This window comes from Clostridium sp. D33t1_170424_F3, assembly GCF_015667585.1.
Lineage (GTDB): Bacteria > Bacillota > Clostridia > Oscillospirales > Acutalibacteraceae > Anaeromassilibacillus.
Map to the genome: position 1 here is coordinate 81,519 of NZ_JADPEG010000001.1, position 26,245 is coordinate 107,763.

The following is a 26,245-nucleotide window of genomic DNA, read 5'->3' on the forward strand; positions in this document are numbered from 1 at the left end:
AAATCCTTCCGGCGCAGCGGGCTCCTGCCTGATACGTCCCCATGTTTTTATAAGGTTCTCTAAAACTTTAGTATAATCGATTTTCTATGTATTTGCAAACTCTTGTGCGATCCTCTCCGCAGCTTCTTCTGGCTGATACAGTTCCATGCCGGGGATTTCCTCACAGATCATCGTGCAAATTTCTTTTGTTTCCTCATCCATTCCCCGGTCAATGCAGACAACTTCTTTTTCCTGTGTTCCACCGAACCACCGCAATTTTTCAACTGCATTTTTCAGCGCGATTTCTGCTTCTTCATCATGTCCTTTGAAGGAGAGTACCCAGTAAATCTTTCCGCTGTTCTTAGTGCGGAGCAGCCAGAAGAAAAAGGACCGGAACAGCTCCATGACGCCGACAATCGCCAGCAGAACCAATATAACTTTGAAAAACAGTCCCCACATAAAAAATCACCTCACCACATTCTATGTGGCAAGGTGATTTCCGCGCATGAAATTTATAAACAAACCTTATTGTAGCGCCGCTTTCAGCGCATCCACCTTGTCCCTCTGTTCCCAGGGCAGGTTCAGCTCTTCGCGGCCGATCTGTCCATAGTTGGCAATCTGCCGGTAAATCGGCCTGCAGAGGTCAAAATTGCGGATGATCGCCGCAGGACGCAGATCGAATACCTTGCGCACCGCATTCTCCAGCTGCTCGCTGGTATAAGCGGACGTTCCGTAGGTATCCACTGCGATGGAGATCGGATGCGCTACGCCGATCGCATAGGCCAGCTGTACCTCGCACTTTTTCGCCAGGCCCGCCGCAACGATATTTTTCGCCACATAGCGCGCCGCATAAGCGCCGGAGCGGTCCACCTTGGTCGGATCCTTGCCGGAGAACGCGCCGCCGCCGTGACGTCCATAGCCGCCGTACGTGTCCACGATGATCTTCCTGCCGGTCAAGCCCGTATCGCCAGCCGGTCCGCCTACCACAAAGCGCCCTGTGGGGTTAATATAATACTTGGTGCGCTCATCCAGCCATTTTTCCGGAATGGCTTTTTTAATCACATGTTCCAGCACATCTGCACGGATCACTTCCAGAGAAACGTCCGGGCTGTGCTGGGTAGAAAGAACAACCGTGTCGACGCGCACTGGGGCGCCGTCTTCGTATTCGATCGTCACCTGAGCCTTGCCGTCGGGACGCAGGTACGGAAATTGGCCGTTCTTCCGCACTTCGCTCAGACGCTTGCAGACCTTGTGTGCCAATGAGATCGCCAGCGGCATCAGCTCCGGCGTTTCATCGCACGCAAAACCAAACATCATCCCCTGGTCCCCCGCGCCGATCTGGTCGAACTCGTCCTGCCCTTCACCGTTTTGCACCTCATAGGACGCATTAACGCCCATTGCAATATCCGGAGACTGCACGTCGATAGACGTGATTACGCCGCAGGTATTGCCGTCAAAACCATAACGGTTGCTTTTGTATCCCACATCGATCGCCACCTCGCGCGCAATCGACGCGATGTCCACGTAACAGTCGGTGGAAATTTCCCCCATAATGTGCAGCATCCCCGTGGTGGCGGTTACCTCACAGGCCACATGCGCCTTTGGGTCTTTCTCCAGAATTGCATCCAGAACCGCATCGGAAATCTGGTCGCACAGCTTGTCCGGATGTCCTTCCGTCACCGATTCGGATGAAAAGAAATATTTTGCCATACTATAAAACCTCCTGATATTCTGCCATATGTCCCAGCTGAGTTCCTAAATTGACTTCTGCATCTAAAAAAGCCGCCCGGAAACCGAGCGGCTTATCAGCAACCTCATCTTTCGGTTTACCCGCAGGATTTAGCACCTTGCCGTTACAGCAGGTTGCCGGACATCACAGGGCCTGTTCCCTCCGTCGCTCTTGATAAGGACATATTCAGTTGATGGTATTTACTATAACATAAACGATCATCCGTGTAAATGTGCAAATGTAGGAAATATTCCTATTCCATTCGACAAAAAATCAGATGCTTTGCACTTACTGCTGCCCGACCATACTTTTATTCCGGCGTACAAACGGCTGCAGCGCCTTAAACAAAACACCCGTGATCACACAGTTCAGAGACGCTTTGATCAGATTAAACGGGATAATTACCGGAAGGATCATATCTATGATTGCCTGCATCGGGACGCCCTGGAAATACCCGGTCAGCAGCAAGTTCATCGGGATCATCATGGCGGTCATCCCCAGGGTTCCCAGTACCATCCCCAGAATCGTTTCACCGGTTTTATGATGCCAGCGCGAGAACTGCCCGACCAATACCACCAATACGCCGGAAGCTACAACATGCATAACGAGGCCCACCCAACCGTCGCCGCCCAGCAGAAACGCCTGCACGAGGGAAACGACAAACAGGATCACCAACCCCGGGATGGTACCGAACAGCAAGGTACCCATCAGAATCGGGACGTCTGCCATATCATATTTCATAAACGGTGCCGCCGGAATGAGCGGAAACTGCGTCACCGTGACGAGGACCAGCGCAATGGCCGCTAACATGCCCATCTGCGCCATACGGACAATTTGCGATTTGGTGTTTGTTTTCATAGAAACCTCTCCTTTTGTTGGGCTGTCTACGAAAAAAGCCCCGTGACAAATCATCACGGGGCAGTATACGCAAAAATGCGCGGTTCTTCTTCCATCCGGACTATACCGTCGGCTTTGGGATCTCACCAAAATCAGCTTACGCTCGCGGGCTCATCGGCTGACGCCGTATTACCGCCGGTGGGGAATCTCACCCCGCCCCGAAGACAGCTCTTAAATTGTTAATATTATAACATGCACGATTTTTCCTGTCAATCGTTTGTCAAATATTTTTTAGGGATATTGTGGTCTACGATATTCTGAATGTATGAAAGGCTGAAATTGGGCGTATTTGCCTTTACTCCATGGGAAGAAGCCAGCTCCTCCGTATATACGGAGAGCGGATAGATTGTAATATTCTGAAAATTTTTGCCGTAATGTGTTACAATGGGCTCAAAGTGCATATCGGTAAATACCGTCTTCCCTGTTTCAAAATCCTTGGTCATCGTGACGCGCAGCATGCCTGCGACCATGTTCAGCCCGTCCGCCTGTGCGGAAACGAAATTTCCCAGGGCATAAACAACCGGACACTCCGTCCCGTCCGCACGCTTCAAAACCGTGAGCGGTTGGAGCGTATGTGCGTGGTTGCCAAAAATGATATCGGCGCCCCAATCCACCATTTGCTGTGCCAGATCTGTTTGCTTCTGGGTCGGCTTATGCGTATATTCGTTTCCCCAATGGACGGAAACAACGACGACGTCCGCCATAGATTTTGCTTTTTTTATCATGCTTTCCAGAAGTTCTGTTTCACTCGTCAAGAGGATATGGTATGGGGTCTCCTTCGGAAGCTGGAGGCCGTTGGTCATTTCAGTTACGCCAATGTGCGCCGTCTTAATGCCGTTCACCTCCACCAACCGGATATTTTCCATATCCGCGTCGCTTTGGTAGGCGCCGACCACTGGAATGCTTTTGGAGTTCCAATAGTCCAGTGTCGCTTTGACGCCTTGTTCCCCTTTATCCAGTATATGATTGTTCGCGTGGTTGATCACATCAAAGCCAATTTTAATCAACTCGTCTCCCACTTCGGTCGGCGAATTAAAGCGGGGATAACCGGAGGGAGTCAAAATGTCACCGGCCAGCGGCGTTTCCTGATTGATGACAGCAATATCCGCTTCTTGTATGTACGGGGCCACGTGCTGGTACACCGGGGAAAAATCATACCCCTTTCCCCCTGTCCGTTTTGCCGCCTGTTTATAAATCCCGTCGTGAATCAGGTTGTCCCCCACGCCCAAAATCGTAATAGTGGCCGGCGGGACTTTTTCTGGCGGCGAGGATGAGATTGCCTCCGGTACGGAGGAAGCGGCCTCTGAGGATTCTGTTAGAGAGCTGCTGGGCGCCTCGTCAGTGTTCCGAACCTGCAGAGTTCCAGCCAAAGAATAAACGGACAGTGCACAGAAAAGCAGCGCCAGCCCCGCAACAAAAACATGCAGTAAAATGGAAGGTACCCGTTTTTTCATCGGGACTTTTTTGTATCTTCTTGCTTTTTTCATCATGGATCCCTCGTTTAATCTCTTTATCCTAAGTAAATTATTTTTAGTATACTATAAAACATTCTTTTTTTCTATATTAGTAACAGAACTGTAAAAATGCCGTTTCCTTTACATATTTAAAAGCGAGCTGTCTCACAATTGGCAGAAAACACAAAAATCAGCTAAATAAGAGTCATTCCCTCCGCCGGAGACGGAGGGAATGACTCTTATTCTGTCAACATTTTCAAAAAAGCGCATTACAATATAGCCATCTCGCTCAGCACGGATACTTTAAGTTTTCTTCCGTCCAACCGGCAATCACGGGCAGGAATTCCTGCGCTTCTTTTTTGGCGCCGGCAAGGTCATGTTCCAGATAATTGCCGCACTCTACGGCAGTAGTTCCGGGAACTACCCCTTCAAAATCCGCAATTTGCTGAAACACCTGCTGGATCAGCAGGATCACGTCCGATTCTTTCATGTCTCGAACCAAAAAATAACAGCCGGTGCGGCAGCCCATCGGCCCAAAATAAATAACATGGTCTTTCCACTGGGAATTGCGCGCAAAGGTTGCAAAGAGGTGTTCCAACGTGTGCAGTGCCGCGTTCTCCAAAAATGGCGGCACATTGGGGCGTCGCATCCGAATATCGTACGTCACGATGTCCCCATCGATTCGGGAAACATAAATCCCAGGTACCAGTTTGTCGTGATCAATGCAAAAGCTTGCAATTCGATCCATGATGATTCACTCCTCGTTTCTTATTCAAACGGTATATTTTCCGTCATTACTATCGGGTCGGCACCTGCCAGAAAGTCGGCGATCAGCTTTTGCGCATCCAGCACCGACTGTTCGTACAAATCAAAAAAGCTTTCCTTACGGACCGCTTCGCTGTGCTGCGGCCAGCTCCAATCCTGAAGCAGCACATTCGCATAGTCAAAGGTATCCCCTTCACTGACCGGCCGCATATGACAGGAATAGGTATGTTTCCCACCGTGCCTTCTTTCCCAGCGCTCCACCAGCGACTTTTTTAAGCTTGTCCTGTCGTTCAGCCAGCCAAAGACAGCTCTGGCGTCGTCGGCAGCCTGAATCAAAAGGGATTCCTTGCCGGAAATCCCGTAGAGTCTTTCCAGCAAAAACGCATAAAGCTCCGCAATTTTTCGCTGTACGGACGGATTCTTAGGCAATGCTTTTTTCAGATTAAATTCCATTGGCAGGGAAGCCGCCTCATAGCGCAGAATAATACTGTCCAGCGCCGATTCCACCTGATGGTGGGCAATTTCCAGATCCTGTCCCGGTTCTATTTTAAGCAGCCGTTCCGCTTGACAGTAAATGAAGGGATGGCATATACAATCTGCCGCATAATGGCAAAGAAACCCCATGCAATAAGCGGCAATAGCCGCGTCATGATGTAGTTTGCAATACTCCTGCAAACAGGTAAAAATATGGGCAGGCGGCTCCTGATGCAGCTTTTCGCCGTACTCCGCCAAGGAGTCCCCTTTCTTCCAGAGCAGTCCCCTGTGGCAGAACAGAAAATCCGGTCCCTGCGCTCCCCACAAAAAGGCGTCTTCCGGTATCTCCTGCTTTGGTTTGGCTTCTTCCAAAGCCCGTTTCGCATGGTAGTAATGCGTAATTGCAGCTGGCATACGGTTCCACTCCTTCGATACCATTGGGCAAAAAATAAGAGATACTTGCGTATCTCTTATTTTAACACAGCAGTATTTCGTTTTAAAGCACCTTGGACAAAAAGTCTCTCAGGCGCGGGTTTTTGGGATTGTCAAAAAATTCGGCCGGCTTGGCTTCTTCCAGAACCTGTCCATCGTCCATGAACAAGATGCGGGTGGCAACCTCGCGCGCAAAATTCATTTCGTGCGTGACAACCACCATGGTCATCCCCTCGTTGGCCAGTTCCTTCATCACCTGCAGAACTTCTCCGACCATTTCGGGATCCAACGCGCTGGTCGGCTCATCAAAGAGCATCACGTCCGGTTCCATCGCCAGCGCGCGCACAATGGCAATGCGCTGCTTCTGGCCGCCGGAAAGCTGCGCCGGATACGCCTGCGCCTTATCCGCCAGTCCAATCCGGTTTAGAAGCTGAATGGCTTTTTCATCCGCCTCTTTTTGCGTCTTGAGCTTCAACGTGATCGGGGCCAGAGTAATGTTCTGCTGCACCGTGAGATGCGGAAACAAATTGAAATGCTGGAATACCATTCCCATCTTCCGGCGGAGCTGGTCCACGTTGCAGGCAGGCGCGTTGATCTGTCTTCCTTCAAACCAGACCTCGCCGCCGGTCGGCATCTCCAACAAATTCAGGCAGCGCAGAAACGTACTTTTTCCGGAACCTGAGGGGCCAACCACAACGACCTTTTCGCCCTTCTGAATCTCCTGGTTGATTCCCTTGAGGACCAGAATATCTCCTCCCTCGGTATGGAAGGTTTTCTCCAGATTCTTAACGCTTATCACTCTTGCGCAGCCTCCTTTCCAAGCCGGACAGGCAGGAAGTCAACAGAATTACCAGAACCAGATAAATGCCCGCTACCAGGAACAGCGGCAGGAACGCGTCATATGTAATACTGCGAATAATGTCTCCGCCCTTGGTCAGATCCTGCACGCCGACATAACCGGCGATGGATGTTTCTTTTAAAAGAGCAATAAACTCGTTAAAAATGGCAGGTGCGACATTTTTCAGCGCCTGTGGAAAAACAATCTTAATCATTGTGGTGCGGTTGCTCAGGCCAAGCGAGCGGCCCGCCTCAATCTGCCCGCGATCCACCGACTGGATACCGCTGCGGATTACCTCCGCAACATATGCGCCCGAGTTGATACCGAACGCCAGCATCGCCACCAGCAGCGTCTCGCCGCTGGAAAGAATCAGGTACACCATAATCATCAACTGTACGACGACAGGCGTGCCGCGGATGACGGTCAGGTACAGCCCGCAAATCCCATTTAAAACGCGCAGCTTCTTAGGATTATTCTGGTGTGTGATGCGAACCAACGCGACCACTGTTCCCAGCACAACGCCGATCACTACTGCGACCAGCGTCAGCAAAACGGTATTGCCCAAACCGCGGATGATGTACTGGTAGCGGTCCTTCAGGATAAAGTCGTCGTAAAACTGCTGCCCCAGGTCCGAGAAAAAGGACAGCGGAACCGATGCAAAAAGCGTATTCATGCAAGCCTCCCCGTGATATAGAAACAGGCAGGAAGGCGCAAAAGCCCTCCTGCTCTCTGTTTATCGTTCCGTATTATTCTTCAGCGATGTATTTACTGACGATCTCGTCCAGTTCGCCGCTTTCCTTCATCTCGCTGATAACAGCGTTGATTTCCTTCTGCAGATCCGCACTGCCCTTGGGCATTGCAATCGCATATTCCTCTTCCGTCAGAGATTCATCCAGCTTCTGAATTTTATCGGCGTTTTTCTCCACCAGCTTCTTGGCCGGGAAGTCGTCGATGACAACCGCGTCGATACGGCCCGCGATCAAGTCGGAAACCGCTTCCATGCCCTTGCTGTAACGCTTAACCTCCGCTACCTCGATGTCGTTCGCACCGTCTTCGTTGGTGCAATACTTATCGCCTGTTGTGCCCAGCTGTACGCCCACTTTCTTGCCGTTGAGATCACCACGGGAAACAATGCCGCTGTCATTCATGACAATAATTGCCTGAGAAGCATTGAAATACGGACTGGAGAAGTCAACGTTCTTTCTTCTGTCCTCATCCGCCGTCATACCCGCGGCAACAATATCTGCCTTGCCGGACTGAAGCGCTGTGATCAGCGTGTCAAACGCGATGTCGCTGATTTCCAGCTCCACGCCGAGACGGTCCGCTATCTTCTGGGAAATTTCAACGTCGATGCCAACAACAGCGTCGCCGTCCTTAAACTCAAACGGTTCAAACTCCGCGTTGGTCGCCATGACCAGCTTGCCGGATTTCTGGATGTCGCCAACGGATTTGACTTTGTTGCCGCAGGCTGCCATTGGGACCATCATTGCGGCCACCAACAAAAAGGCCACGAGTTTCTTCATTTTTTTCATGATTCTTACCCCCATCATTATATTTCACGATGCAATATCTGTATTGTACCGTATGAATATACAAAATTCAAGTATATTTATACAATACAATAAAGTTTATGAAAGCTTCCAATTTAAATTGATTTACCGAAAAACGCTTGTGCATCCTGCGGACAAAAATCGACAAGCAACCGCCTCATGTCCTCCGGAAGCGGTGCAAAAAGGCGATACTTCTCACCGGTGACCGGGTGACAAAAAGCTATTTCCCCACAGTGAAGCGCCTGGCGCTGAATGCGCTCCAGACTGCCCCCATACATATCATCCCCTGCGAGCGGATGCTGCAGGTGCGCCATATGGACACGGATCTGATGTGTACGGCCTGTTTCAATCCGCACCTTTAAAAGCGTGTGTGTTTCACTGTTTGAAATGGCTTTCCAGTGCGTCATAGCCGGTACTCCGTCCGGAACGATGGCGCGCTGGATGGAATGTCCTGGACACAGGCCGATAGGCCCGATCTCTGTTGCATTGCCATGTAAAACACCCTCACAGACGGCAAAGTACACTTTATGCACACCCTTCGCCAGCCGGGCCGCAGCAAAAGCGTTCTTTGCCAACAGCATTACGCCGGTCGTGTCCTTATCCAGCCGGTAAACCGGGCGGATCGAAACCCGTTCTCCTTTGCCCTGGAAATAAGCTGCAACCGCATTGGCCAAACTGTCGCGATCGTGCCCCGGCGACGGATGAACCGGCATACCGGCAGGTTTATCCACAACCAGGAGATCTGCGTCCTCATATAGAAGCCGAAGCGGAATTTCTGCCGGCGGCAGTTCCTTCCTGTCCTCCGGAAGCCGGAGCTTTACGACGTCTCCCATATGCAGTGTTTCCAGCACAGTTGCACGCGTGTCATTGACTGTAATCCCATGCGGCTCCTTTTTCAGCGCTGTTAAAAGCCGCGCTGAAACGCTGCAATATCCGCGCAAAAAACCCTTTAGACGAACGCCGTTGTATCCTTCCGGAACGGTAAACTGTAATTCTCTCATTTGTTTCACCGCATAAAAAGGGCGGCTGCGCAAAGTCTTGTGTACGCAGCCGCATCCATTCAGCGACTTATTTTACTTCGACCGTCCAGCCGAACGTATCCGGGATCTTGCCCCACTGGATACCGGTCAGCGTGTCATAGAGACGCTGAGACAGTGCGCCGATTTCTCCGTTGTTGATGTTCATAATGTCGTCGCCCCATTTCAGATGGCCGATCGGAGAGACGACCGCCGCCGTACCGGTGCCGAACGCTTCCTTCAACCGTCCATCTTTAGCGGCCGCTGCGATCTCATCGATGGAAATACGGCGTTCCGTTACCTTAACACCCCAGGACTGCAGCAATTCAATGCAGGACATGCGGGTGATTCCGGGCAGAATGGAGCCCTGCAACTCCGGTGTGACCACTTCGTCGTCAATCATGAAGAATACGTTCATTGTGCCGACTTCTTCCACATATTTGCGCTCTACGCCGTCCAGCCAAAGCACCTGCGTATAATCCTGCTTTTCCGCCTCATCCTGCGCTTTCAGGGAAGCCGCATAGTTACCCGCGGTTTTCGTGTAGCCCATGCCGCCGCGCACTGCGCGCACATAATTCTTCTCTACGTAAATTTTAACCGGATCGAGTCCTTCCGGATAATACGCGCCAACCGGGCAGCAGATGACCATAAACAGCAGATGCTGCGCCGGGTGCACGCCGATGTGCGGATCGACGCCGATGATAAACGGACGGATGTACAGAGAGGTGCCCTCTTCCGCAGGAACCCAATCCTTTTCCACAGAGACAAGCTTTTCAATTGCCTGTTCCGCAAGTTCTTCGTCGATCAGCGGGATGCACAGACGGTCGTTGGAGGTGTTCAGACGAGCCATATTTTTATCCGGGCGGAACAGCAAAATGCGGCCGTCCTGCGCACGGTAAGCCTTCATGCCCTCAAAAACGGATTGGCCATAATGCAAACACATTGCCGCCGGTTCCATCTCAATCGGACCATACGGAACGATGCGCGGATCGTGCCATCCCTGGCCCTCGTCGTAATTCATCAGGAACATGTGGTCGGTAAACATGGTGCCGAACGGCAGCGGCGCTCCCGGAGCCGGTTTCTGTTTGGGGTTCTTCGTTTGTTCTACTCTGATTTCCTGCATTTGAAAGCCCTCTTTCTGATTATTCCCGTCTATTGTATCATCATTTATTTCCCATTTCAAGCTGTTACCCTTCTAAAGTGACTGCAAACTTCGACAAACTTCCCTTAATGGTTCCGCAATCCTTTGGGATAGCGATTTTTCAGTCGGCCGTTTGAGCATTTGCCAAAACCGGTCAAAACACCGTCGATTGCCACCCCGGTATAACCTTTACAGGACTCCGGCGCCTCCAGCTCTTCCCCGTGCAAAAAGGCGGCGGCTTCTTTGGAATCATGCGGAAACGACAGTACAGATACAAGTTCAGCCGGCTTTGCCGCCATAAACGCCGCGTGTGCCGGTTCCACCCGCTGTTTCTTTTCTCCCAGCAAAACGCCGGCCCGGAGCACATTCAGCCCTTCCGTACAGGGCAGTCCTTCCGGCATCAGGAGCAAGTTGGCGTTGATCTGCTGAACAATTCCCTCCGGCGGTTTTTTAAAAATCCATTTGCTGCACTCCAACGCATCTTTTGATTCTTTTTGATACAAGTAGCCAGGAGGTGCACAATCGTTTGCAGACAACCGACGCAGACGGGCGACAAAGTGCCCCTCTCCGCCATCCATGGGAAAAATCCGCCGCGTTTGCGGAAGCGTGCCGGGCCTTCCAAAGGAGGCACCGCAATCCAGCAGTTCAAAATCACGATTTTGCTGTAAAAAGGCGGTGACAACGTCTTCGTTCTCCTCCTGCGAAAATGTACAGGTGGAATAAACCAAAATCCCGCCCTCTTTTAAAGCCTGTGAAGCACTGTTCAAAATGGCAAGCTGGCGGGCGGCGCAGGAAGCCACATGCTCTGGACTCCACTCTTCAACGGCGCGTGTATCCCGGCGGAACATGCCCTCCCCAGAGCAGGGCGCATCCACCAAAACCTTGTCAAAAAACCCCGCAAGCCGTTCGCAAAGCACGTCCGGGCGGCACGAAGAAACCGCCACATTACGCACGCCCATCCGCTCAATATTGGATAGCAGGACATTTGCCCGACTTTTTATAATCTCATTGCTCCACAACAGCCCCTTTCCCATCAACAGGGCGGCGATTTGTGTGGATTTCCCGCCTGGAGCCGCACATAGATCCAGCACGCGTTCTCCCGGCAGAGGATCCAGAACCGTCACTGCGGAAGCTGCGGAAGGCTCTTGCGAATAGAAAGCGCCTGCGTGGTGCATCGGCAGTACCCCCAGCTTGTCCACGCCCTCTGGCGCATAATAGGAAAGCCTGGAAAACGGCGTGGGTAAAACCGCAAACGGCAAAGAGCGCAGCAGCGTTGCCTCGTCGCATTTCAATGGGTTTAAACGTACGCCACGCAAATGCGATTTTCCGTAACAAGCTAAAAACAATGCATATTCTTTTCCTAAAAAGGATTCCATCCTCGATAAAAACGCTTGTGGTAAAGCTGTCAAAGCGAAATCCTCCATTTTAAAAATTTCATTTGTATTTCGAATAACGGGACAATCTATGTGCAATAATAAAATTGCAAAGGGGGTGAATACATTGAGTTATAACAATAACACAAATAATTCCAACAGCCAGAACCGTTCCAGCAACTCCAACAGCCAGAACAGCACCAATAATTCCAACAGCCAGAATCGTTCCAGCAATTCTAACAGCCAGAATAGCTCCAACAATTCTAACAGCCAGAATCGTTCCAGCAATTCTAACAGTCAGAATAGCTCTAACAATTCTAACAGCCAGAACTGCAAAAATCAGTGCAGCAACAAGAACAGCACAAACAGCCAGAACTAAGTATTCTTACTGATGTGCACAAAACAGGCGGCTTTGTCTGACAAGGCCGCCTGTTTTTTTATTGCATCAAGAAAATCACCAGATTTTCCTACTCTGAACATAAAAAACCTTTTTCACCAAATCAGCAGAAAAGACCTCAGATAATGGAAAAACTTAACTATTTTTTACCGGACAAATGTTTTTTCCCCTCTGCCAAAATCTCCTTCAACGGTTTATCCTCCGGCTTTACTTCCCGGAAGCCCTCGCCGGTAATTTCTCCTGCTTCTCCCACAATAATAAATGCGTTGGGGTCTGCGGAATGCACAATGTCGTTCACTTTACATACCTCATACCGCCGGACCGCGCATAACAGAACCTCTCCCTCTCGTCCGCTGTAGACGCCGCGGGACTTCAGAGCTGTCACGCCGCGGTCGAGATCCCGCAAGATTGTCTGGGCAATCTCCTTGTTTTTCTCGGACATGATAAACAGGACCTTGCCGTTCCCCATGTCCGTACCATACAGGATAGAATCGATCAAACGGGTAGAAACAAAAATAGTCAGCATCGCGTAGAGCGCGCTTTCCATGCTGCGGAATGCAAACCCGGAGAACACGATGACCAGGAAATCTACACCCAGCATAAGCTTCCCCATGGATAGATGGCGGAAATGCCGCCCTAAGAGCCGCGCAACCATATCCGTGCCGCCGGTAGTACCGCCGCGCATAAAAACCAATGACAGGCCGACTCCCTCCAGTACGCCTCCAAAAATCGCGGCCAGCATAGGGTTTCCTTCATAGGGAGGGATAATAACCCCCAGCATATCGATTGCCAGTGATGAAAGCAATGTGGCGACAAATGTTTTTGCCACCAGCTTGTAGCCAATCTCGATAATTGCCCAGATAAAAATTGGAATATTGATGATAAAAGCCATCGTACCGATCGGGGTTCCAAACAGGTAGTTCAACACGATCGACACGCCGGTGACGCCGCCGGACGCAATATGATTCGGTGCGGTAAACATCTTTACCGACACAGAATATACCAAGCTGCCTGCAAGGAAGAAAAGCAAGTCCTTCGCCAGCTCTTCCGTCCGTTTTCTGGTCAGTTTCCGCAGCAAACGCAACACCTCCAATGAAGAATGGATCGACTATGCGTTCGCTTCACATACTAACTGAAAAAGCTCCCGCAGCCGCTCGATATTACCCGTCAAATACACATAGCCAAACAGCGCCTCAAAGGCTGTGGCCGCATGATAATCCGCAATCTGCGCATTTTTAGGCACATGTCCAACATGTGCATTTCTGCCCCGGTTATACACTGCCGCTTCTTCTTCCGTTAAAATTGGCAGCAGCTTCTGCGCTGCCAGCGCCTGCGCACCGCAGCATACCTGTGCGACCGTGTTTTTATGAAGCTTGTTGACCGGGCAGTTCCCCTTGCAAACCAAGCGTTCCCGCACGAACAACTCAAACACGCCGTCGCCGATAAAAGCCAGCGTCAGCGGGCTGAGCAGTTTTGGATTGCAGTCCGCATTAAATAACCGTCCCAAAGCGATCACTCCACAAAATCAAATTCAATGTCATAAATGCTGACGGTATCGCCTTCCTCGATCCCTGCCTCGCGCAGAGCGTCGATCACACCGGTCTGAATCAGAACGCGCTGGAAATACTGCAGCGACTCGTAATCATCAAAGTTGACGGAATTGATCACCTGAAGCAGCCATTCGCCCTCTACCAGATAAATACGATCCTGATTTGTAATTTTGACCTGATTTTTCTCAAACGCGTCTACAGGCTTTTGCGGTTCCGGCTCCGGTTCATAGTGCAGCACCGGCGGAAGTTTACTCAGCAGCTCAGAAATCCGATTTAAAAGCGGATCGACATCGTAACGGATCGCCGCCATGATGGGGAAAAATTCATATCCCTGAGATGTAACGAACGACTTAAATTCCGCGATCTGCTCATCGGTCGCAAGGTCGCATTTATTGCCTGCCACCAGCATGGGGCGGTCCGCCAGATCGGGATTAAATTTTTTCAGCTCCGCGTTGATAATGACGAAATCCTCCTTGGGATCCCGCCCTTCACTCCCGGCCACATCGACGATGTGTACCAACAAGCGGCAGCGGTCTACATGGCGTAAAAACTGGTGTCCCAATCCGACGCCTTCTCCCGCGCCTTCAATCAGGCCGGGAATATCCGCCATAACAAAGGACCGCCCGTCTTTTGCACGCACGACGCCAAGTACCGGTGTGATCGTCGTAAAATGATAGTTGGCGATTGTCGGTTTCGCCTCGCTGACTACGGAAACCAGCGTGGATTTTCCCACGTTGGGGAAACCTACCAAACCAACGTCTGCCAAAAGCTTCAGCTCCAAAATGAGCTCAAAGCTTTCGCCCGGCAAGCCGGGCTTGGCAAAACGTGGCGTCTGGCGGGTTGGGGTGGCAAAATGCACATTGCCCCAGCCCCCTTTTCCGCCCTTGGCGATCACCTGCGGCTCGTCAGTGGAAAGGTCCGCGAGCAGACGCCCCGTCTGGGCATCTTTTACAAGGGTGCCGCGCGGCACCCGGATCACCAGGTCTTTGGCGCTTTTGCCGTTACAACGCGCGCCGCGTCCGTTTTCTCCGTTTTCCGCCGCATATTTGCGCTTATAGCGGAAGTCTGCCAGCGTGGAAAGATTGTCATCCACCACAAAGACGACGCTGCCGCCACGCCCGCCGTCGCCACCGTCAGGACCACCGTTTGCGACAAATTTTTCCCGGTGAAACGCCACCGCCCCCGCGCCGCCGTTTCCGGCCTTTACCATAATTTTTGCATAATCTATAAACATCGCTCTACTCCAATTCCGCTCAAATGTAGTTTTCTTCGCCAAATCAGTATATCATATCTTGCGGAGAAAAGCTAAAAAAATCCCTGCCGAATGGCTCCGGCAGGGATTTTGTATGGTTTGTCAAAAATTACTGCTCGACTGCGTAGACGCTGACCTTTTTGCGGTCACGGCCCAGGCGCTCAAACTTCACGCGGCCATCTACCAGAGCAAACAGGGAATCGTCGGAACCTCTGCCCACATTCTCACCCGGATGGATGTGTGTGCCGCGCTGCTTGACAAGAATATTGCCAGCCAGAACAAACTGACCGTCAGCGCGCTTCACACCAAGACGCTTGGACTCGGAGTCACGGCCGTTTTTGGTGGAACCCATTCCCTTTTTATGTGCGAACAACTGAATGTTTATCTTCAACATACCTTACACCTCCACATAACTAACATTGATATTTTCCGGATATTGTTCTTCAAGCCCCAGCATATGGAGCTTAAAGCCCGCAAACAAAGTGCGGCAGTCCTTGGCCAGCTCAGCTGGAACCCGCACAAGCATGTAGCCTTCCTCGGCATGTACCTCCGCGTCGACGCGCAGGATTTCCGTGATGGTATTGGCCGTCATATACGCAACGGAGGAAACCGCCGCGCAGATAATGTCCGTACCCTCATCCCCACAGCCGGAATGGCCGCTGATGCGAAACCCAACCAAATCGCCCTTCGGCTTGGTTAAGAACTCAGCACAAATCATTATGCGTTGATCGCTTCGATCTGCACCTTGGTGTAGGGCTGTCTGTGGCCCATCTTGCGCTTCTCACCCTTCTTGGGCTTATAGGTGAAAACGGTGATTTTCTTGGCTTTGCCGTTTTTCAGGATTTTTCCTGTAACGGATGCACCCTCCACATAAGGAGTGCCAAATTTGAATGCGCCGTCGTTCTCAAGCATAACGACCTTGAAATCAACGGTTGCATCTGCTTCCGCTGCAAGCTTTTCCACAAAGATCGTGTCTCCACTCTGTACTTTGTACTGCTTGCCGCCTGTTTCAATCACTGCAAACATGAATAGAAGTTCCTGCCTTTTCTTTAGTCTCGCTACTATCGGGCGGGGAAACCCACTTAAAGCCCGTAATATGCGGCTTATCAATGTTAGCACATTGTGTCAAAAAAGTCAATATATTTTGCTTTAATTCTGGCGCGCCGCAAGGTCTCTGGCAAACCCGGCCAGATACTTTGCCTCCGGGCCGAACGGTTCCAGCGCTCTCACCGCCTCAGCGGTCAAATCGTGGACGGCCTGCTGCGCTTTTTCCAGCCCCATCAGCGCAACATAGGTCGCTTTCTTGTTATCCGCATCGCTGCCGGTGGGCTTTCCCAGCGCCCTGGCGTCTCCGGTGACATCCAGAATATCGTCCATGATCTGGAAGGACAGCCCAACCGCCTGTGCGTAGCGGGCCGCCGCGCCGCGCTGGAGTTCGTTTGCGCCTGCGATGGCGCAGCCCATCCGCGCCGCCGCAAGGATCAGCGCGCCGGTCTTCTGCTCATCCATCCGGTGCAGCGTCTCCAATGAGATCTCCTGTCCTTCAGAAGCCAGATCGATCACCTGCCCGCCGACCATGCCCCGCATTCCTGCGGCGGATGCAAGGATAAACGCCGCTTCGGCCGCCCGATCCGGGCCGGCCAGCGCCACGCTGTCGGGCGAAAGCATCGTTTCAAACGCCATGGTCAGGAGCGCATCGCCGGCAAGCAGCGCGGTATCCTCCCCGTAGGCTTTATGGTTGGACGGCTTTCCGCGCCGCATGTCGTCGTTATCCATGCAGGGAAGGTCGTCATGAATCAGTGAATACGTGTGCACCATTTCCACAGCGCAGGCGTACGGAAGAGCCGCTTCCATCGAACCGCCGCAAATCCGGCAGAACTCCAGCAGAAGGGTGGGCCGCACCCGTTTGCCGCCATCCAAAAGGCTGTAGCGCATGGAATCCACCAGACGCTCATAAAGACTGGTCTCCTGCGGAAGCAGTTCCTCCAGCATTCGCTCTACGATCGCCGGGTACTCGGATTGGTTCATTCCTGATTCTCCCCTTCCTCCTCTGTCAATTGCGTAATCTTCTGTTCCGCGGTATGCAGTTCATCGTAACAATAAGATGCCAGGGCAGTGCCCTCTTCAAACAGTTTCATGGAATTGTCCAGCGATTCATTGCCATTCTCCAGCAGGCGCACGATCTCATTGAGCCGAAGAACCGCTGCCTCAAACGTCAGATTTTCCGTGTCCATTTGTGGTTTCCTCCTTGGCTGTTCCACTTGTTTTTTTAATCTGTTCCACTATACAGGATAAACTTCCATCCGTCAAACGCAGGAAAAGCGTTTCGCCTTCCCGGACCGACGCAACGCGGGAAACGGTTTTTCCCGCCCCGTCGCTTGCAATCGCATAGCCGCGCGCAAGCACCGCCAGCGGACTGAGCGCATGCAGCTTTCCACTGCTTTCCGCCAGTTGCTGATTCGCCTGCATAAGCTTCTGTTTCATACTGTTCTGCATCTGTGACGTAAGCGTGTCCACCTGCATCCGCCGCAGGGCAAGCTGCTCCTGTGGCATGCGCATGACGCGGCTGGAGGTCAGCGCGTTTAACTGCTGATATAAGGCCTGTATTTTGCCTGACAGCAGGCTTTTCATCCTTGCCTGCTGTGCCTGCACGCCCAGCATAAACTCCGTATGGTCCGGCACAGCCAGTTCCGCCGCGGCCGACGGCGTGGGCGCGCGCAGGTCCGCCGCAAAATCGCAGATGGTAAAATCCGTTTCGTGCCCTACGGCGGAGATCACCGGGACATCCGAGGATGCGACCGCGCGGGCCAGGGACTCCTCATTGAAGGGCCACAGGTCCTCCAGCGATCCGCCACCCCGGCCCAGAATGATCACATCGGCGCTGCGCTGCCGGTTCATCCGCTGCAGCGCGTCGATCAGCTGCGGGGCCGCGCCGTCTCCCTGCACCAGCACCGGGCAGAAAACAACCTCCGCAAGCGGCCAGCGGCGCGCTAAGATCGTCAAAATATCGTGGACCGCCGCGCCGGTCGGAGAGGTAATCACGCCGACACGCCTGGGAAACGGCGGCAGAGGCTTTTTGCGCTCCGCGCTGAACAGCCCTTCCGCGCTCAGCTTTTCCTTTAACTGTTCATAGGCCAGATTCAGCGCACCCACGCCATCCGGCTGCATGTCCTCAATATAAAGCTGATACTGCCCGGACGGCTCATAAATGCTCACATGCCCGCGCACAATTACCTTCATGCCGTCCTGCGGCTGGAAGCGGATACGCCGGGCGTACTGTGCAAACATCACGGACTTAATCACGCACTTTTCATCCTTCAAGGACAGATAATAGTGTCCGGAACGGTAGTGATTGGTAAAATTGGAGATTTCCCCGCTGACAAACACGCTCGTCAGGTTGGGATCCCCATCCAGCATGGATTTAATATAGGTATTTAACTGGGTCACTGTGAGCATGGCCGGTGTACGCATGACGTTACTCCTTATCGCCTCAGAGAGGCCAACACCGCGATTCCCGCCGCATTGTCGCTGGAGAAAGCAGGCTCCGCGAACAACGCGCCGTATTTTTCTGTCAATGCATTGCGAATGATTCCGTTGGACATGACGCCGCCCGCAAACAGCAGGGGAATATCTCCATATTCCCCGCGCAGTTTCGCCGCCATTCCGTCCAGCGCGGCCAAAATTGAAAGCAGGCAGAAGCGCGCCACATCCTCTTTGAGCGCGCCTTTTTCCAGCAAACCACGGCATTGGTTTTCAATGCCGGAGAGCGAGCAGTCCGCCCCCTTCATGCTGGGCCGGATCGAAAATTTTGTGTTCGACTGCACAGCCAACTCCTCCAGATATTTGCCGGAAGGAAACGGCAGCCCCAGCATCGCGCCGACGCGGTCGACCGCCTGTCCTCCCTTCAGATCAAGGGAAGAAGCCACTATCTGCGCCTGAAACAGCCGATCGCCGTCCGGCGTCACCAACACTGCTTCCGTAGTCCCGCCGGAGACATGGAACGCCAGGAAACGTTCTTTTAACAAGTCAAGCCGCCCCGCCGAATAAAGCGCGGCGGCGATATGCCCCTCCTGGTGGGAAAAATAGTGTACCGGCACACGCAGCGCCAACGCAATTGACCGTGCCGTGCCCATACCGACTGTAAAGCAGGGCATATAGGAGCCCTCCTGATTCCGCGGACGGCTCGACACGCCCACCGCGGCAATCTCTCTGCCGTTTATCCGGTCGTACAGTTTTTCCAGCACCTGCGGCAGCTGCTGCACATGATGGAACACCGCGTCGCTCTGACGGAGCCCCAGCTCTCCCGGACGCACCGGCAGCAGCATCTTTTCCTGTACGACAGTCCCGTTAAAGCAGCAGGCGGCGGACGTCGTATAGTTGCTGGTATCTATTCCCAGATAATCAGGCATCCGAACCACCAAGCTCTTTGGCGACGGAACCGAGGACGCCGTTGACAAACGGCGCGTCATCTTCCCCGCCGTATTTCTTCGCCAGGTCCACCGCCTCATTGATGGACACGCTGACCGGAATGTCCTTCTCAAACTGCATCTCATAAATCGCCAGACGCAGCAGAGAAAGCGACACCTTGGAAAGGCGGCTCATCTTCCATCCGCGGATGTTCTTTTCGATCTTTTCGTCGATTTCCGCCTCGTGCTGCTCCGCGCCTTCTGCAATCCGCTCTGCAAAGTCGTCCACAATCAGGTCCTTGGACATGCCGGCCGCGTCGATGATATGGCTGATGGTATCTTTATTGATAGTCCTCTCAAACGTCAGGATAAAGGCCTGCTCTCTGGCATCGCTTCTTTTCATATGGTTCCTCCGCGCCGTATAAATTTGCCCGGCGCCCACAAAAAAACCCTCCACTTCTGTGGAGGGTTAAAAGCGCCGGTTTGATTTTCAAACTTCCACGCGGTTATTATACCACAAAGAGTCGGAAAAGCAAACAGAACAGCGGGCAAAATGGCGGGGCGAACCCGCTATTTGTTTTCTACGATTTTAATTTTGTCATAGGATACGCCGGACTGGCCCGCTACGATATCCTTAATCACGACCGCCGTATTGGCGGAGGATTCCTCTACCTTGACAACCACGCTGCATTCGCCGCTCTGTAAAAACACGACGCAGTCCTCAAACCCCTTGGCCTTAATCAGGTTTTCAATATTGCTCTCTTTCAGGACATTCTGCGCAATGACGGCGGCCTGTGCCACGGCGTCTTTCTTTGCCTCGTCGCTGGATTTTGCATCTCCGAGAACCTTCTCCAGCAGTTCTACCGCTTCATCCCTGGCTTTCTGCCGGTTTAAGCGCGCCTCCGTAAAATAGCTTGAACCGGTATCCGCCTGTGACGGTTCCGACGAGGCGTCCGCTCCGGAAGAAACCTCCGACATTGAAGAGGACGGCAGCGATGCGTTTACGAGCTGCGCTTCTCCCAGTTCCTTCTGCGAGGTGACGGTATTGGTCGCAAGCAGCTGGTTGTCGCCTGAGAACTGCCAGTTTAAATATACCGCCGCACCCAGCGCGACGACCAAAGCCGCAAGAACAAGCTGACGTTTTCCGATACCCATAGATATGTACTCCTCCTGTTTTAAATTTTCGCCAAACGTTGGCCCGATCTATACAAACCCGTCTGCTTTGCAGCAGCCGTTTTAAACCGGCAGAATCAACCGTCAGGCAGCTTTCACCACACATACGCGTACCGACGTGATATTTAGAGCCGTTGTGACTGCGTCGATGATGCGCTGCTGAACCGCCGGATTATCTCCGCCCGAACAGACCACCACCACTCCCTGCACCACCGGCTGCATCTCCGTCACTGCCAGGGCGCGCTGGGAACCGTCCGCATCCTTTATCAGAATATAATTAGTCTCTGTATTGTTGTTGGACCCCTGGTCCTGCGTCGTCTGCGTGCTTTTCTTTTCCTCCTGCGCGTAGACCTGTTGGGTCCCGCGTTCGAGCGTCACAAGTACCTTAACCTCACCTGCCCCTTGTATCCGTGCGACCAAATCGGTCAGGCTGGCTTCCAGCTCCCTGGCATAGGATTGTGCGCTCGTATTCTGCCCTGCCGCCGCTGGCGCTTCCCTTTTCTCTTTCCCCGGACTGAATAGGCCGGAAAGAAAAATCAGAACCATTCCAATAACGCCGATCCACAAAATGATTTTACGGTATTTCTCATTTCCGGCAATCTTCTCAAACAGGCCTTTTTCTTCACTGTCCTTCTCTGCCATGTGCAGATACCTCCACTTCCAGCCCAAGTGTTTCCCGCAAATGCGTTTGGGCACGGCCGCAGTCCGCGTCATAGCCTTCGGCCAATGTGACTTCGACCTTGTTAATACCTATGCTGTTGTCCTCGTTTGTATCCATCTTGACCGCAATTTTTTCGCTTTGAATGTCCAGCCGCCGCAGTTCCGCCACCACAAGGTTGGTAATGCTGGCCTGCGCGGCGGTCTGCATTTGGTTATCCACTGTGCTCTGCAGCTGGTCCGGCTCCTGGTGAAACTGCGTCTCCATCTGAAACGCCCACGCAATCTCCGCGCCCAAGTCCTTCAACGGCAGAATCAGTGCACAAATCACAAACGCGCCCACCACCAGCTTGATCATGCGCTCCATGGAGCCGCCCGGCGCCAAGCCCTGCAGCAATGTGGAAGCCAACGCCGCCAAACAGATCGCCATCGTCCAGCCCTGTACCGCGCCCATCAGTTTCCCCCTCCTCCGATTGCCAGCATGATTACGGTGGACACCGTCAGAATGGTCATGCAGCAGAGTACGATCGCCAAAATGATTTGCAGGGCTTTAGAAACGGCTTTCAGCAAAGAGGTAATCTCCTTCAGCTCAAAAATATCCCCAATGCCCTCACAGGCGGCAAGCGTCGCCATCCACAGGATGCATTGCAGAATCACCGGCAAAAAAATGAAGGCGCCCGCAAGCAGGCCGAAGGCGCCGATGCCGGACTTCAACATCTTGACGCAGCCTGTCACCGTCTGCAACGCTTCGCCCAGCGCGCTGCCAACCACCGGCACAAAGCTGCTGACCACAAATTTGGCGGCTTTCGCAGCGGTCCCGTCCAGGGAGGAAGCCACAATGCTGTGTACGGTCAACAGGCCGGTAAAAACAGTCATACACAGCCCCAGAATCCATTTGACCACTTTGTGGAATGCGTCGCAGATACCGCCCAAATTGACGCCGGGAGAAACCGCCGAGACAATGGACAACGCCAGAAAGATATTAAGAAGCGGTACCAGAACGCCCGCGGACACAATGGAAATGACATTGCCGGCCGCCATCATCAGCAGGTTATAGGACCCGGAGGAAACCGGCTGCCCCGCCGCCAGCATGATTCCTGTCAAAACCGGCACGCAGGCAAGAAGAAAACCAGCGGCGGCGTGGATGATGTCGGCGGTCTGCTGGATAAAACTGACAATCGGCGCCACCACAACGGCGCAGACGCAGAGCGCGCCGACCATACCGACCACGCCCCCGAGCTGCTTTTCTCCAAAGGACAGCTTCATACCACTGCACAGCGCGCAGAGCAGCATGACCGCCACAACCGATGCGGCTGCGTGCAGCGGCCCCTGTGAATGCTCCGCCGCCATGCTGCCGATCTCGGAAAAAATGCTTTCCGGCGTGATAGAGGTAAGCGCCTGCCAATCCACCCCGTCAATCCCCAGACTTTCCAGCGTCTCCCGCGTCTCCTGCGGCAGGGAATCCGGCAGGTCCTCCGCGCCGCTCTGCTGCATCTGTTCCGAGTAAAAATCCTCCACGCCCTCCGCATACGCGCAAGGCGCGCAGAACAGCGCCAGGAAGAGCAGAAATACCAGGCAAACCGTCCTTTTCAATCGACATCCATCCTTTTTACGCCGCAGGGCTTATCCGTTGATCAACCCAATCGCCGTCTGCGCAATATTTTCAAACAGCGGCAGGGACAACACCAAAATCGAGATTTTTCCCGCAAGCTCCACTTTTGAGGCCAAAGCGCTTTCCCCCGCGTCCCGGCAGGAATCCGCCGAAAACTGTGCAAGAAAGCAGATGCCCAGACTCTTGAACAAAATCATCGCATACTCGCTGGACAGCCCGGTACCAGACAGCAGGGTGGAGATTTGCTGGATCGCCGGAGTCAGATTCAACAGGATTTCCACCAAAATCACAACCCCGGCAATGATACTGATGATCACCGCGTATTCCTGATTGTAACGCTTGAGAGTAACCGCCAGAATCGCCGCTACCAGCGCGGTTCCCGCAATCCCGACAATGTTCATACGCGCACCTCCCCGCCGCCTTCAGGATTTTTAAAGTCCAAAGATGGATTTAATTGACCGGAACAGCACGTCAATCTGTTGAATAATCATCATCAGTACGACGATCAGCCCGGCCAACGTCGTCATCATCGCCTGTTCTTCCCGCCCGGAGCGCACCAAAAGCTGGTTCAGCACGGCGACAATGATGCCGATCGCGGCAATTTTAAAAATCAAATCCACATCCATCTTTTTTCCTCCCAGAGCAATATTAATAAATAAGGACAGCAAAGAAAGCGAGAACGGGGAATCTGCAGCAAGGCGGAGAACGCAGGCGAGTGAACGCCCGCAAGGAAGACAACGCTGCCACAAGCTTCCCAGACCGCTGAACTGCCGCTCTTATTTGCTGGAATTGCTCTTCTTTTCTGAACTCAGCATAATAACAGCGCGACCGTCACCCCGGAAAAGGAACCCAGCATAAAATACAGCTTTCCCTTCCGGTTTTTATCCTCACGGGCGCTCTCCAGGCTGTTGTTCACCAACTGCGCATACAGATCACAGTGAGAAAGCTGCCCCTCCAGGTCGCTGGCGCCAAACCCAGCGCCAAACCGGCGCAATACAGAAATATCTTTTTCCGTCAGGCCCGTCCCTTTTGCCCCGGAGCGCAGCCCCTCTTCCCAGGCGCTTTGAAAATCCCATCCGTCCCGGCAGCATTGCGCGCATTTCCGCAAAAAGCCAAGACCACTCCCATGCCGCTGCACAATCTGCGCGACGTCCACCGCTGAATATCGGATCTCCGTTTGGGCCGCCGTCAAAAAGCGCAGGAACCCTTCCAGCTGTTCCACCCGCTGCGCCAGCTTATGCGACTCCATATACCCCGCCAACGTCCCTGCAAGAATCAGAAGCAGCAGCCCCAATCCCTTGATCAAGCAAATCACCCGCCCTGTAAATTCCCGCGACCCGCCCCGGTTCCCGGCTGCCCTCCAACAGAACAACACTGGCAAACGCGCCGGTCTCCAGCAGACTGACCGCCTGCTTCCGTTTTAAAAGCTCCTGCACGCTGCCCGCGTGAATGCTGGCGATCATTCCGACGCCCGCATTCAGACCCTGCGCCGCCGCTTCCACGTCGGCAAAGCCGCCCAGTTCGTCGCAGATAATAAATTCCGGGGACAGTGAGCGAATCGCCTGTAAAATTCCTTCCCCCTTGGGATACCCGTCCAGCACGTCGCAGCTCATTCCCAGATCGTTCTGCGGAACCCCCTGATAGGTGCCGGCCAGCTCCCCGCGCTCATCCACCACGGCAACCTTCCGGACGTTTCCACAGAGCCCGGAGGCGAGCTGGCGCGCCATATCGCGCAGGATTGTTGTTTTCCCGCTGGAGGGCGTTCCAGCCAGCAGAACCCCCTGCGAAACCCGCTTTCCCAGCGTCCGCATAATGCCGTCCGCACAGCCGTACATCTGCCGTGCTATGCGGATATTGATCGAGCTGATGTCCCGCAGTCCGTTTACCGCACCGCCCACAATGACCGCTGTGCCGCAGATTCCCACGCGGTGCCCGCCGCTCAGAGTGACAAACCCGTTTTTTATCTCATTCTGGTGACTGTAAATTGAATAGCTGCACACATTGCGGAACGTTTCCTCCATATCCTCCCGGGAGGCGCAGAGGCCTTTTTCCTCCAAGCGGCAGGATAGCCTGCCGTTTTCATTCAAAAAGTAAACGCCGTTTGCGCAGCATATGGAAACCGGCCGGTTCACCCGGAGGCGAATTTCCTGTGCCTGTTCCTTGATATCCTGCGGCAAAAGCCGGAGGTATCTGCGCAGCCGGTCGCAAACGGCCTTGGACGCCGTATCAAATCTGCCGTTGTATGTATCATCCATTACTCTTGTCCTCCTTTCTTTACATATCTATGGACAACACCTCCCACTTAGAACAAATCTCTTACAAATTCCGGCTGCGGGTTGACAAGAGAACAATTGATAGCTAAAATAGAAAGCGAACGAACGATAGCCTATGGAAAGGAGATTGTATTTGGCAAAGAGAGATACCAAAAGCATCATTCTGGAATCGGCACTCCGGCTTTTTTCCGAGCAGGGCTTCCATGGAACCTCCATGCGCGATATTGCGCAGGCCGTCGGTATCCGGGAAAGCTCTATTTATAAGCATTTCAGCGGAAAACAGGATATTTTTCATTCTCTGGTAGCGGAGATGGACCGGCGTTACGAGGAAAAGGCTGCCTCCATTCCCCTGCCGCAGGGCGACTTTTTCTCGGCTGCGCGGCAGTACGACGCAGCCGGTTTGGAACTCATCAAGCAAAGCTCTCAGGCGCTTTTCCTATTCTATTTAAAGGATCCATATGCCGCACCGCTGCGCCGTATGCTGACCACAGAACAATTCCGGGATCCATCCGTTAAAGACGTTTTTCGAAAAATCTATATCGAAAGCGCGTTGCAAAATCAGTCCCATTTATTTGAAGCGATGATCCAGGTTGGCCATTTCAGAGAAGCGGACCCGGAAATGATGGCGCTGCAGTTTTTTTCTCCGATTTTCCTGCTGATGTACAAATACGACGGATACCCGGAACAGGAAGAGGAGGCCCTGCGGGAACTCAATCGCCACTTGGAACAATTTGAAAAAATTTACGCAAAATCTCCGACGGAAAGGAAGGAAATCTAATGAAAACAGTAATCGTATACGCGAGTAAATACGGTTGTACCGAACAATGCGTGTCCATCTTGGAACAGCATTTAAAAAGTGATGTTTCCGTCTGTGAGGCCAGCCAGGCTGGTAAGCTCGACCTGCAATCCTTTGACTGCATCATTGCGGGCGCATCTGTTTACGCATTAAAACTGCGCAAGGAGATGCAAGCTTTCTGCACCCAAAACGAATCGCTCCTGCTTCAAAAAAAGCTGGGGTTGTTTATCTGCTGTTCCACACCTTTAAAACAGGCTGACTACATCGACCACTTTTACGCCCCCGCTCTTCTGGAGCATGCAATTGCCAAGGCCAACTTTGGCGGAGAAATCCATTTGGAAAAGATGCGCTGGGGCGACCGGATGGTCATGAAACTGGTGGAGAAAAGCCCAGACTTTCAATACCCGCACATTTTAGAAAAGGAAATTCAGCAGTTTGCCTCTGTTATAAACAACCCATAAGGACCATTGGATCTGGACGG

Annotated in this window: 34 protein-coding genes and 2 riboswitches; of the genes, 3 read left to right on the top strand and 31 right to left on the bottom strand. The window is 52.9% G+C overall.

Going from position 1 to position 26,245, the window contains the following annotated elements; genetic code table 11:
* Positions 1 to 84: 84 nt before the first annotated feature.
* The 12 genes from I4V53_RS00350 to I4V53_RS00405 form a co-directional block, all read right to left on the bottom strand.
* Complete coding sequence (locus I4V53_RS00350) at positions 85 to 438, bottom strand: hypothetical protein (RefSeq protein WP_195983453.1); 354 nt, start codon at positions 436 to 438, stop codon at positions 85 to 87.
* A 66-nt stretch (positions 439 to 504) separates the two neighbouring features.
* Positions 505 to 1,689 carry a methionine adenosyltransferase gene (gene metK, locus I4V53_RS00355; RefSeq protein ID WP_195983454.1) on the bottom strand — a complete coding sequence of 395 codons (1,185 nt, stop codon included), beginning with the start codon at positions 1,687 to 1,689 and terminating at the stop codon, positions 505 to 507.
* A 101-nt stretch (positions 1,690 to 1,790) separates the two neighbouring features.
* Positions 1,791 to 1,889: riboswitch (SAM riboswitch) on the bottom strand.
* Between the two features lie 107 nt (positions 1,890 to 1,996).
* Positions 1,997 to 2,566 carry an ECF transporter S component gene (locus I4V53_RS00360; protein ID WP_195983455.1) on the bottom strand — a complete coding sequence of 190 codons (570 nt, stop codon included), beginning with the start codon at positions 2,564 to 2,566 and terminating at the stop codon, positions 1,997 to 1,999.
* A gap of 79 nt (positions 2,567 to 2,645) precedes the next feature.
* Positions 2,646 to 2,775: riboswitch (FMN riboswitch) on the bottom strand.
* 39 nt (positions 2,776 to 2,814) lie between these two features.
* On the bottom strand, positions 2,815 to 4,095 hold the full coding sequence (locus tag I4V53_RS00365; protein ID WP_195983456.1) for a CapA family protein: 1,281 nt from the start codon (positions 4,093 to 4,095) through the stop codon (positions 2,815 to 2,817).
* Positions 4,096 to 4,348: 253 nt separating this feature from the next.
* Complete coding sequence (locus I4V53_RS00370; protein ID WP_195983457.1) at positions 4,349 to 4,807, bottom strand: S-ribosylhomocysteine lyase; 459 nt, start codon at positions 4,805 to 4,807, stop codon at positions 4,349 to 4,351.
* A 20-nt stretch (positions 4,808 to 4,827) separates the two neighbouring features.
* Entirely contained in the window at positions 4,828 to 5,712 is an 885-nt protein-coding gene (locus I4V53_RS00375) for a zinc dependent phospholipase C family protein (RefSeq protein WP_195983458.1), read from the bottom strand.
* 82 nt (positions 5,713 to 5,794) lie between these two features.
* A complete protein-coding gene (locus I4V53_RS00380) occupies positions 5,795 to 6,529 on the bottom strand; it encodes an amino acid ABC transporter ATP-binding protein (RefSeq protein ID WP_195983459.1) in 735 nt (244 codons plus the stop codon).
* On the bottom strand, positions 6,516 to 7,241 hold the full coding sequence (locus tag I4V53_RS00385; protein WP_195983460.1) for an amino acid ABC transporter permease: 726 nt from the start codon (positions 7,239 to 7,241) through the stop codon (positions 6,516 to 6,518). Before I4V53_RS00385 ends, I4V53_RS00380 begins: the two co-directional genes overlap by 14 nt.
* Before the next feature lie 73 nt (positions 7,242 to 7,314).
* A complete protein-coding gene (locus I4V53_RS00390; RefSeq protein ID WP_195983461.1) occupies positions 7,315 to 8,100 on the bottom strand; it encodes a transporter substrate-binding domain-containing protein in 786 nt (261 codons plus the stop codon).
* A gap of 113 nt (positions 8,101 to 8,213) precedes the next feature.
* Complete coding sequence (locus tag I4V53_RS00395; protein WP_195983462.1) at positions 8,214 to 9,119, bottom strand: RluA family pseudouridine synthase; 906 nt, start codon at positions 9,117 to 9,119, stop codon at positions 8,214 to 8,216.
* 67 nt (positions 9,120 to 9,186) lie between these two features.
* On the bottom strand, positions 9,187 to 10,257 hold the full coding sequence (locus I4V53_RS00400; protein WP_195983463.1) for a branched-chain amino acid aminotransferase: 1,071 nt from the start codon (positions 10,255 to 10,257) through the stop codon (positions 9,187 to 9,189).
* A 104-nt stretch (positions 10,258 to 10,361) separates the two neighbouring features.
* Entirely contained in the window at positions 10,362 to 11,699 is a 1,338-nt protein-coding gene (locus tag I4V53_RS00405; protein ID WP_286166965.1) for an RsmB/NOP family class I SAM-dependent RNA methyltransferase, read from the bottom strand.
* Positions 11,700 to 11,775: 76 nt separating this feature from the next.
* On the opposite strand from I4V53_RS00405, the gene I4V53_RS00410 reads away from it, so the two are divergent.
* A complete protein-coding gene (locus I4V53_RS00410; protein ID WP_195983465.1) occupies positions 11,776 to 12,027 on the top strand; it encodes a hypothetical protein in 252 nt (83 codons plus the stop codon).
* Between the two features lie 157 nt (positions 12,028 to 12,184).
* Here I4V53_RS00410 and I4V53_RS00415 read toward each other — a convergent pair whose 3' ends face one another.
* The 19 genes from I4V53_RS00415 to spoIIIAA all read right to left on the bottom strand — a co-directional run bounded on the left by I4V53_RS00415 (position 12,185) and on the right by spoIIIAA (position 24,950).
* Positions 12,185 to 13,123, bottom strand: coding sequence for a YitT family protein (locus I4V53_RS00415; protein WP_286166966.1), 939 nt, complete (start codon positions 13,121 to 13,123; stop codon positions 12,185 to 12,187).
* Positions 13,124 to 13,153: 30 nt separating this feature from the next.
* Entirely contained in the window at positions 13,154 to 13,552 is a 399-nt protein-coding gene (locus I4V53_RS00420; RefSeq protein WP_195983466.1) for a Mini-ribonuclease 3, read from the bottom strand.
* Between the two features lie 5 nt (positions 13,553 to 13,557).
* Positions 13,558 to 14,829 (bottom strand): GTPase ObgE, encoded by a 1,272-nt coding sequence (gene obgE / locus I4V53_RS00425; RefSeq protein WP_195983467.1) that lies wholly within the window; start codon positions 14,827 to 14,829, stop codon positions 13,558 to 13,560.
* Between the two features lie 127 nt (positions 14,830 to 14,956).
* Positions 14,957 to 15,241 carry a 50S ribosomal protein L27 gene (gene rpmA, locus I4V53_RS00430; RefSeq protein WP_050698087.1) on the bottom strand — a complete coding sequence of 95 codons (285 nt, stop codon included), beginning with the start codon at positions 15,239 to 15,241 and terminating at the stop codon, positions 14,957 to 14,959.
* Between the two features lie 3 nt (positions 15,242 to 15,244).
* On the bottom strand, positions 15,245 to 15,565 hold the full coding sequence (locus tag I4V53_RS00435) for a ribosomal-processing cysteine protease Prp (protein ID WP_050698086.1): 321 nt from the start codon (positions 15,563 to 15,565) through the stop codon (positions 15,245 to 15,247).
* On the bottom strand, positions 15,565 to 15,873 hold the full coding sequence (gene rplU, locus I4V53_RS00440) for a 50S ribosomal protein L21 (protein WP_195983468.1): 309 nt from the start codon (positions 15,871 to 15,873) through the stop codon (positions 15,565 to 15,567). Before rplU ends, I4V53_RS00435 begins: the two co-directional genes overlap by 1 nt.
* A 123-nt stretch (positions 15,874 to 15,996) precedes the next feature.
* The gene (locus tag I4V53_RS00445; protein WP_195983469.1) at positions 15,997 to 16,875 is read right to left on the bottom strand and encodes a polyprenyl synthetase family protein; all 879 of its coding nucleotides are present in this window, start codon (positions 16,873 to 16,875) and stop codon (positions 15,997 to 15,999) included.
* A complete protein-coding gene (locus I4V53_RS00450; RefSeq protein WP_050698083.1) occupies positions 16,872 to 17,081 on the bottom strand; it encodes an exodeoxyribonuclease VII small subunit in 210 nt (69 codons plus the stop codon). Before I4V53_RS00450 ends, I4V53_RS00445 begins: the two co-directional genes overlap by 4 nt.
* Positions 17,056 to 18,318: an exodeoxyribonuclease VII large subunit gene (xseA, locus tag I4V53_RS00455; RefSeq protein WP_195983470.1), complete on the bottom strand. Its 1,263-nt coding sequence runs from the start codon at positions 18,316 to 18,318 to the stop codon at positions 17,056 to 17,058. The genes I4V53_RS00450 and xseA overlap by 26 nt, the downstream gene beginning before the upstream one ends.
* An 11-nt stretch (positions 18,319 to 18,329) precedes the next feature.
* On the bottom strand, positions 18,330 to 19,256 hold the full coding sequence (locus I4V53_RS00460; protein ID WP_195983471.1) for a tRNA (adenosine(37)-N6)-threonylcarbamoyltransferase complex transferase subunit TsaD: 927 nt from the start codon (positions 19,254 to 19,256) through the stop codon (positions 18,330 to 18,332).
* Positions 19,249 to 19,656: a transcription antitermination factor NusB gene (nusB, locus tag I4V53_RS00465; protein ID WP_195983472.1), complete on the bottom strand. Its 408-nt coding sequence runs from the start codon at positions 19,654 to 19,656 to the stop codon at positions 19,249 to 19,251. Before nusB ends, I4V53_RS00460 begins: the two co-directional genes overlap by 8 nt.
* A 167-nt stretch (positions 19,657 to 19,823) precedes the next feature.
* The gene (locus tag I4V53_RS00470; RefSeq protein ID WP_195983473.1) at positions 19,824 to 20,408 is read right to left on the bottom strand and encodes a SpoIIIAH-like family protein; all 585 of its coding nucleotides are present in this window, start codon (positions 20,406 to 20,408) and stop codon (positions 19,824 to 19,826) included.
* Positions 20,409 to 20,510: 102 nt separating this feature from the next.
* Positions 20,511 to 21,068 (bottom strand): SpoIIIAG-related protein, encoded by a 558-nt coding sequence (locus I4V53_RS00475; RefSeq protein ID WP_195983474.1) that lies wholly within the window; start codon positions 21,066 to 21,068, stop codon positions 20,511 to 20,513.
* Positions 21,049 to 21,537 carry a stage III sporulation protein AF gene (locus I4V53_RS00480; protein WP_195983475.1) on the bottom strand — a complete coding sequence of 163 codons (489 nt, stop codon included), beginning with the start codon at positions 21,535 to 21,537 and terminating at the stop codon, positions 21,049 to 21,051. Before I4V53_RS00480 ends, I4V53_RS00475 begins: the two co-directional genes overlap by 20 nt.
* The gene (locus I4V53_RS00485; protein ID WP_195983476.1) at positions 21,537 to 22,676 is read right to left on the bottom strand and encodes a stage III sporulation protein AE; all 1,140 of its coding nucleotides are present in this window, start codon (positions 22,674 to 22,676) and stop codon (positions 21,537 to 21,539) included. Before I4V53_RS00485 ends, I4V53_RS00480 begins: the two co-directional genes overlap by 1 nt.
* Positions 22,677 to 22,706: 30 nt before the next feature.
* Positions 22,707 to 23,096 (bottom strand): SpoIIIAC/SpoIIIAD family protein, encoded by a 390-nt coding sequence (locus I4V53_RS00490; protein WP_195983477.1) that lies wholly within the window; start codon positions 23,094 to 23,096, stop codon positions 22,707 to 22,709.
* A 30-nt stretch (positions 23,097 to 23,126) separates the two neighbouring features.
* A complete protein-coding gene (gene spoIIIAC, locus I4V53_RS00495) occupies positions 23,127 to 23,321 on the bottom strand; it encodes a stage III sporulation protein AC (protein WP_050698074.1) in 195 nt (64 codons plus the stop codon).
* A gap of 182 nt (positions 23,322 to 23,503) precedes the next feature.
* Complete coding sequence (locus tag I4V53_RS00500) at positions 23,504 to 23,944, bottom strand: stage III sporulation protein AB (RefSeq protein WP_242846280.1); 441 nt, start codon at positions 23,942 to 23,944, stop codon at positions 23,504 to 23,506.
* Complete coding sequence (gene spoIIIAA / locus I4V53_RS00505; protein WP_195983478.1) at positions 23,931 to 24,950, bottom strand: stage III sporulation protein AA; 1,020 nt, start codon at positions 24,948 to 24,950, stop codon at positions 23,931 to 23,933. The genes I4V53_RS00500 and spoIIIAA overlap by 14 nt, the downstream gene beginning before the upstream one ends.
* Positions 24,951 to 25,101: 151 nt before the next feature.
* On the opposite strand from spoIIIAA, the gene I4V53_RS00510 reads away from it, so the two are divergent.
* Entirely contained in the window at positions 25,102 to 25,746 is a 645-nt protein-coding gene (locus tag I4V53_RS00510) for a TetR/AcrR family transcriptional regulator (RefSeq protein ID WP_286166967.1), read from the top strand.
* On the top strand, positions 25,746 to 26,225 hold the full coding sequence (locus tag I4V53_RS00515) for a flavodoxin domain-containing protein (RefSeq protein ID WP_195983480.1): 480 nt from the start codon (positions 25,746 to 25,748) through the stop codon (positions 26,223 to 26,225). The genes I4V53_RS00510 and I4V53_RS00515 overlap by 1 nt, the downstream gene beginning before the upstream one ends.
* Positions 26,226 to 26,245: the final 20 nt, after the last annotated feature.

Excerpts from the sequence above, each read along its gene's own strand:
- rpmA (WP_050698087.1), bottom strand. The coding sequence starts at position 15,241 with ATGTTGAAGATAAACATTCAGTTGTTCGCACATAAAAAGGGAATGGGT.
- I4V53_RS00460 (WP_195983471.1), bottom strand. The coding sequence starts at position 19,256 with ATGCCTGATTATCTGGGAATAGATACCAGCAACTATACGACGTCCGCC.
- I4V53_RS00385 (WP_195983460.1), bottom strand. The coding sequence starts at position 7,241 with ATGAATACGCTTTTTGCATCGGTTCCGCTGTCCTTTTTCTCGGACCTG.
- metK (WP_195983454.1), bottom strand. The coding sequence starts at position 1,689 with ATGGCAAAATATTTCTTTTCATCCGAATCGGTGACGGAAGGACATCCG.
- I4V53_RS00475 (WP_195983474.1), bottom strand. The coding sequence starts at position 21,068 with ATGGCAGAGAAGGACAGTGAAGAAAAAGGCCTGTTTGAGAAGATTGCC.
- I4V53_RS00450 (WP_050698083.1), bottom strand. The coding sequence starts at position 17,081 with ATGGACACGGAAAATCTGACGTTTGAGGCAGCGGTTCTTCGGCTCAAT.
- I4V53_RS00375 (WP_195983458.1), bottom strand. The coding sequence starts at position 5,712 with ATGCCAGCTGCAATTACGCATTACTACCATGCGAAACGGGCTTTGGAA.
- obgE (WP_195983467.1), bottom strand. The coding sequence starts at position 14,829 with ATGTTTATAGATTATGCAAAAATTATGGTAAAGGCCGGAAACGGCGGC.
- I4V53_RS00400 (WP_195983463.1), bottom strand. The coding sequence starts at position 10,257 with ATGCAGGAAATCAGAGTAGAACAAACGAAGAACCCCAAACAGAAACCG.
- I4V53_RS00445 (WP_195983469.1), bottom strand. The coding sequence starts at position 16,875 with ATGAACCAATCCGAGTACCCGGCGATCGTAGAGCGAATGCTGGAGGAA.
- I4V53_RS00435 (WP_050698086.1), bottom strand. The coding sequence starts at position 15,565 with ATGATTTGTGCTGAGTTCTTAACCAAGCCGAAGGGCGATTTGGTTGGG.
- I4V53_RS00470 (WP_195983473.1), bottom strand. The coding sequence starts at position 20,408 with ATGGGTATCGGAAAACGTCAGCTTGTTCTTGCGGCTTTGGTCGTCGCG.
- I4V53_RS00500 (WP_242846280.1), bottom strand. The coding sequence starts at position 23,944 with ATGGAGTCGCATAAGCTGGCGCAGCGGGTGGAACAGCTGGAAGGGTTC.
- I4V53_RS00515 (WP_195983480.1), top strand. The coding sequence starts at position 25,746 with ATGAAAACAGTAATCGTATACGCGAGTAAATACGGTTGTACCGAACAA.
- I4V53_RS00350 (WP_195983453.1), bottom strand. The coding sequence starts at position 438 with ATGTGGGGACTGTTTTTCAAAGTTATATTGGTTCTGCTGGCGATTGTC.
- I4V53_RS00490 (WP_195983477.1), bottom strand. The coding sequence starts at position 23,096 with ATGAACATTGTCGGGATTGCGGGAACCGCGCTGGTAGCGGCGATTCTG.
- I4V53_RS00395 (WP_195983462.1), bottom strand. The coding sequence starts at position 9,119 with ATGAGAGAATTACAGTTTACCGTTCCGGAAGGATACAACGGCGTTCGT.
- spoIIIAC (WP_050698074.1), bottom strand. The coding sequence starts at position 23,321 with ATGGATGTGGATTTGATTTTTAAAATTGCCGCGATCGGCATCATTGTC.
- spoIIIAA (WP_195983478.1), bottom strand. The coding sequence starts at position 24,950 with ATGGATGATACATACAACGGCAGATTTGATACGGCGTCCAAGGCCGTT.
- rplU (WP_195983468.1), bottom strand. The coding sequence starts at position 15,873 with ATGTTTGCAGTGATTGAAACAGGCGGCAAGCAGTACAAAGTACAGAGT.
- I4V53_RS00365 (WP_195983456.1), bottom strand. The coding sequence starts at position 4,095 with ATGATGAAAAAAGCAAGAAGATACAAAAAAGTCCCGATGAAAAAACGG.
- I4V53_RS00370 (WP_195983457.1), bottom strand. The coding sequence starts at position 4,807 with ATGGATCGAATTGCAAGCTTTTGCATTGATCACGACAAACTGGTACCT.
- I4V53_RS00360 (WP_195983455.1), bottom strand. The coding sequence starts at position 2,566 with ATGAAAACAAACACCAAATCGCAAATTGTCCGTATGGCGCAGATGGGC.
- I4V53_RS00390 (WP_195983461.1), bottom strand. The coding sequence starts at position 8,100 with ATGAAAAAAATGAAGAAACTCGTGGCCTTTTTGTTGGTGGCCGCAATG.
- I4V53_RS00480 (WP_195983475.1), bottom strand. The coding sequence starts at position 21,537 with ATGGGCGCGGTACAGGGCTGGACGATGGCGATCTGTTTGGCGGCGTTG.
- xseA (WP_195983470.1), bottom strand. The coding sequence starts at position 18,318 with ATGCGTACACCGGCCATGCTCACAGTGACCCAGTTAAATACCTATATT.
- nusB (WP_195983472.1), bottom strand. The coding sequence starts at position 19,656 with ATGAAAAGAAGCGATGCCAGAGAGCAGGCCTTTATCCTGACGTTTGAG.
- I4V53_RS00405 (WP_286166965.1), bottom strand. The coding sequence starts at position 11,699 with ATGGAGGATTTCGCTTTGACAGCTTTACCACAAGCGTTTTTATCGAGG.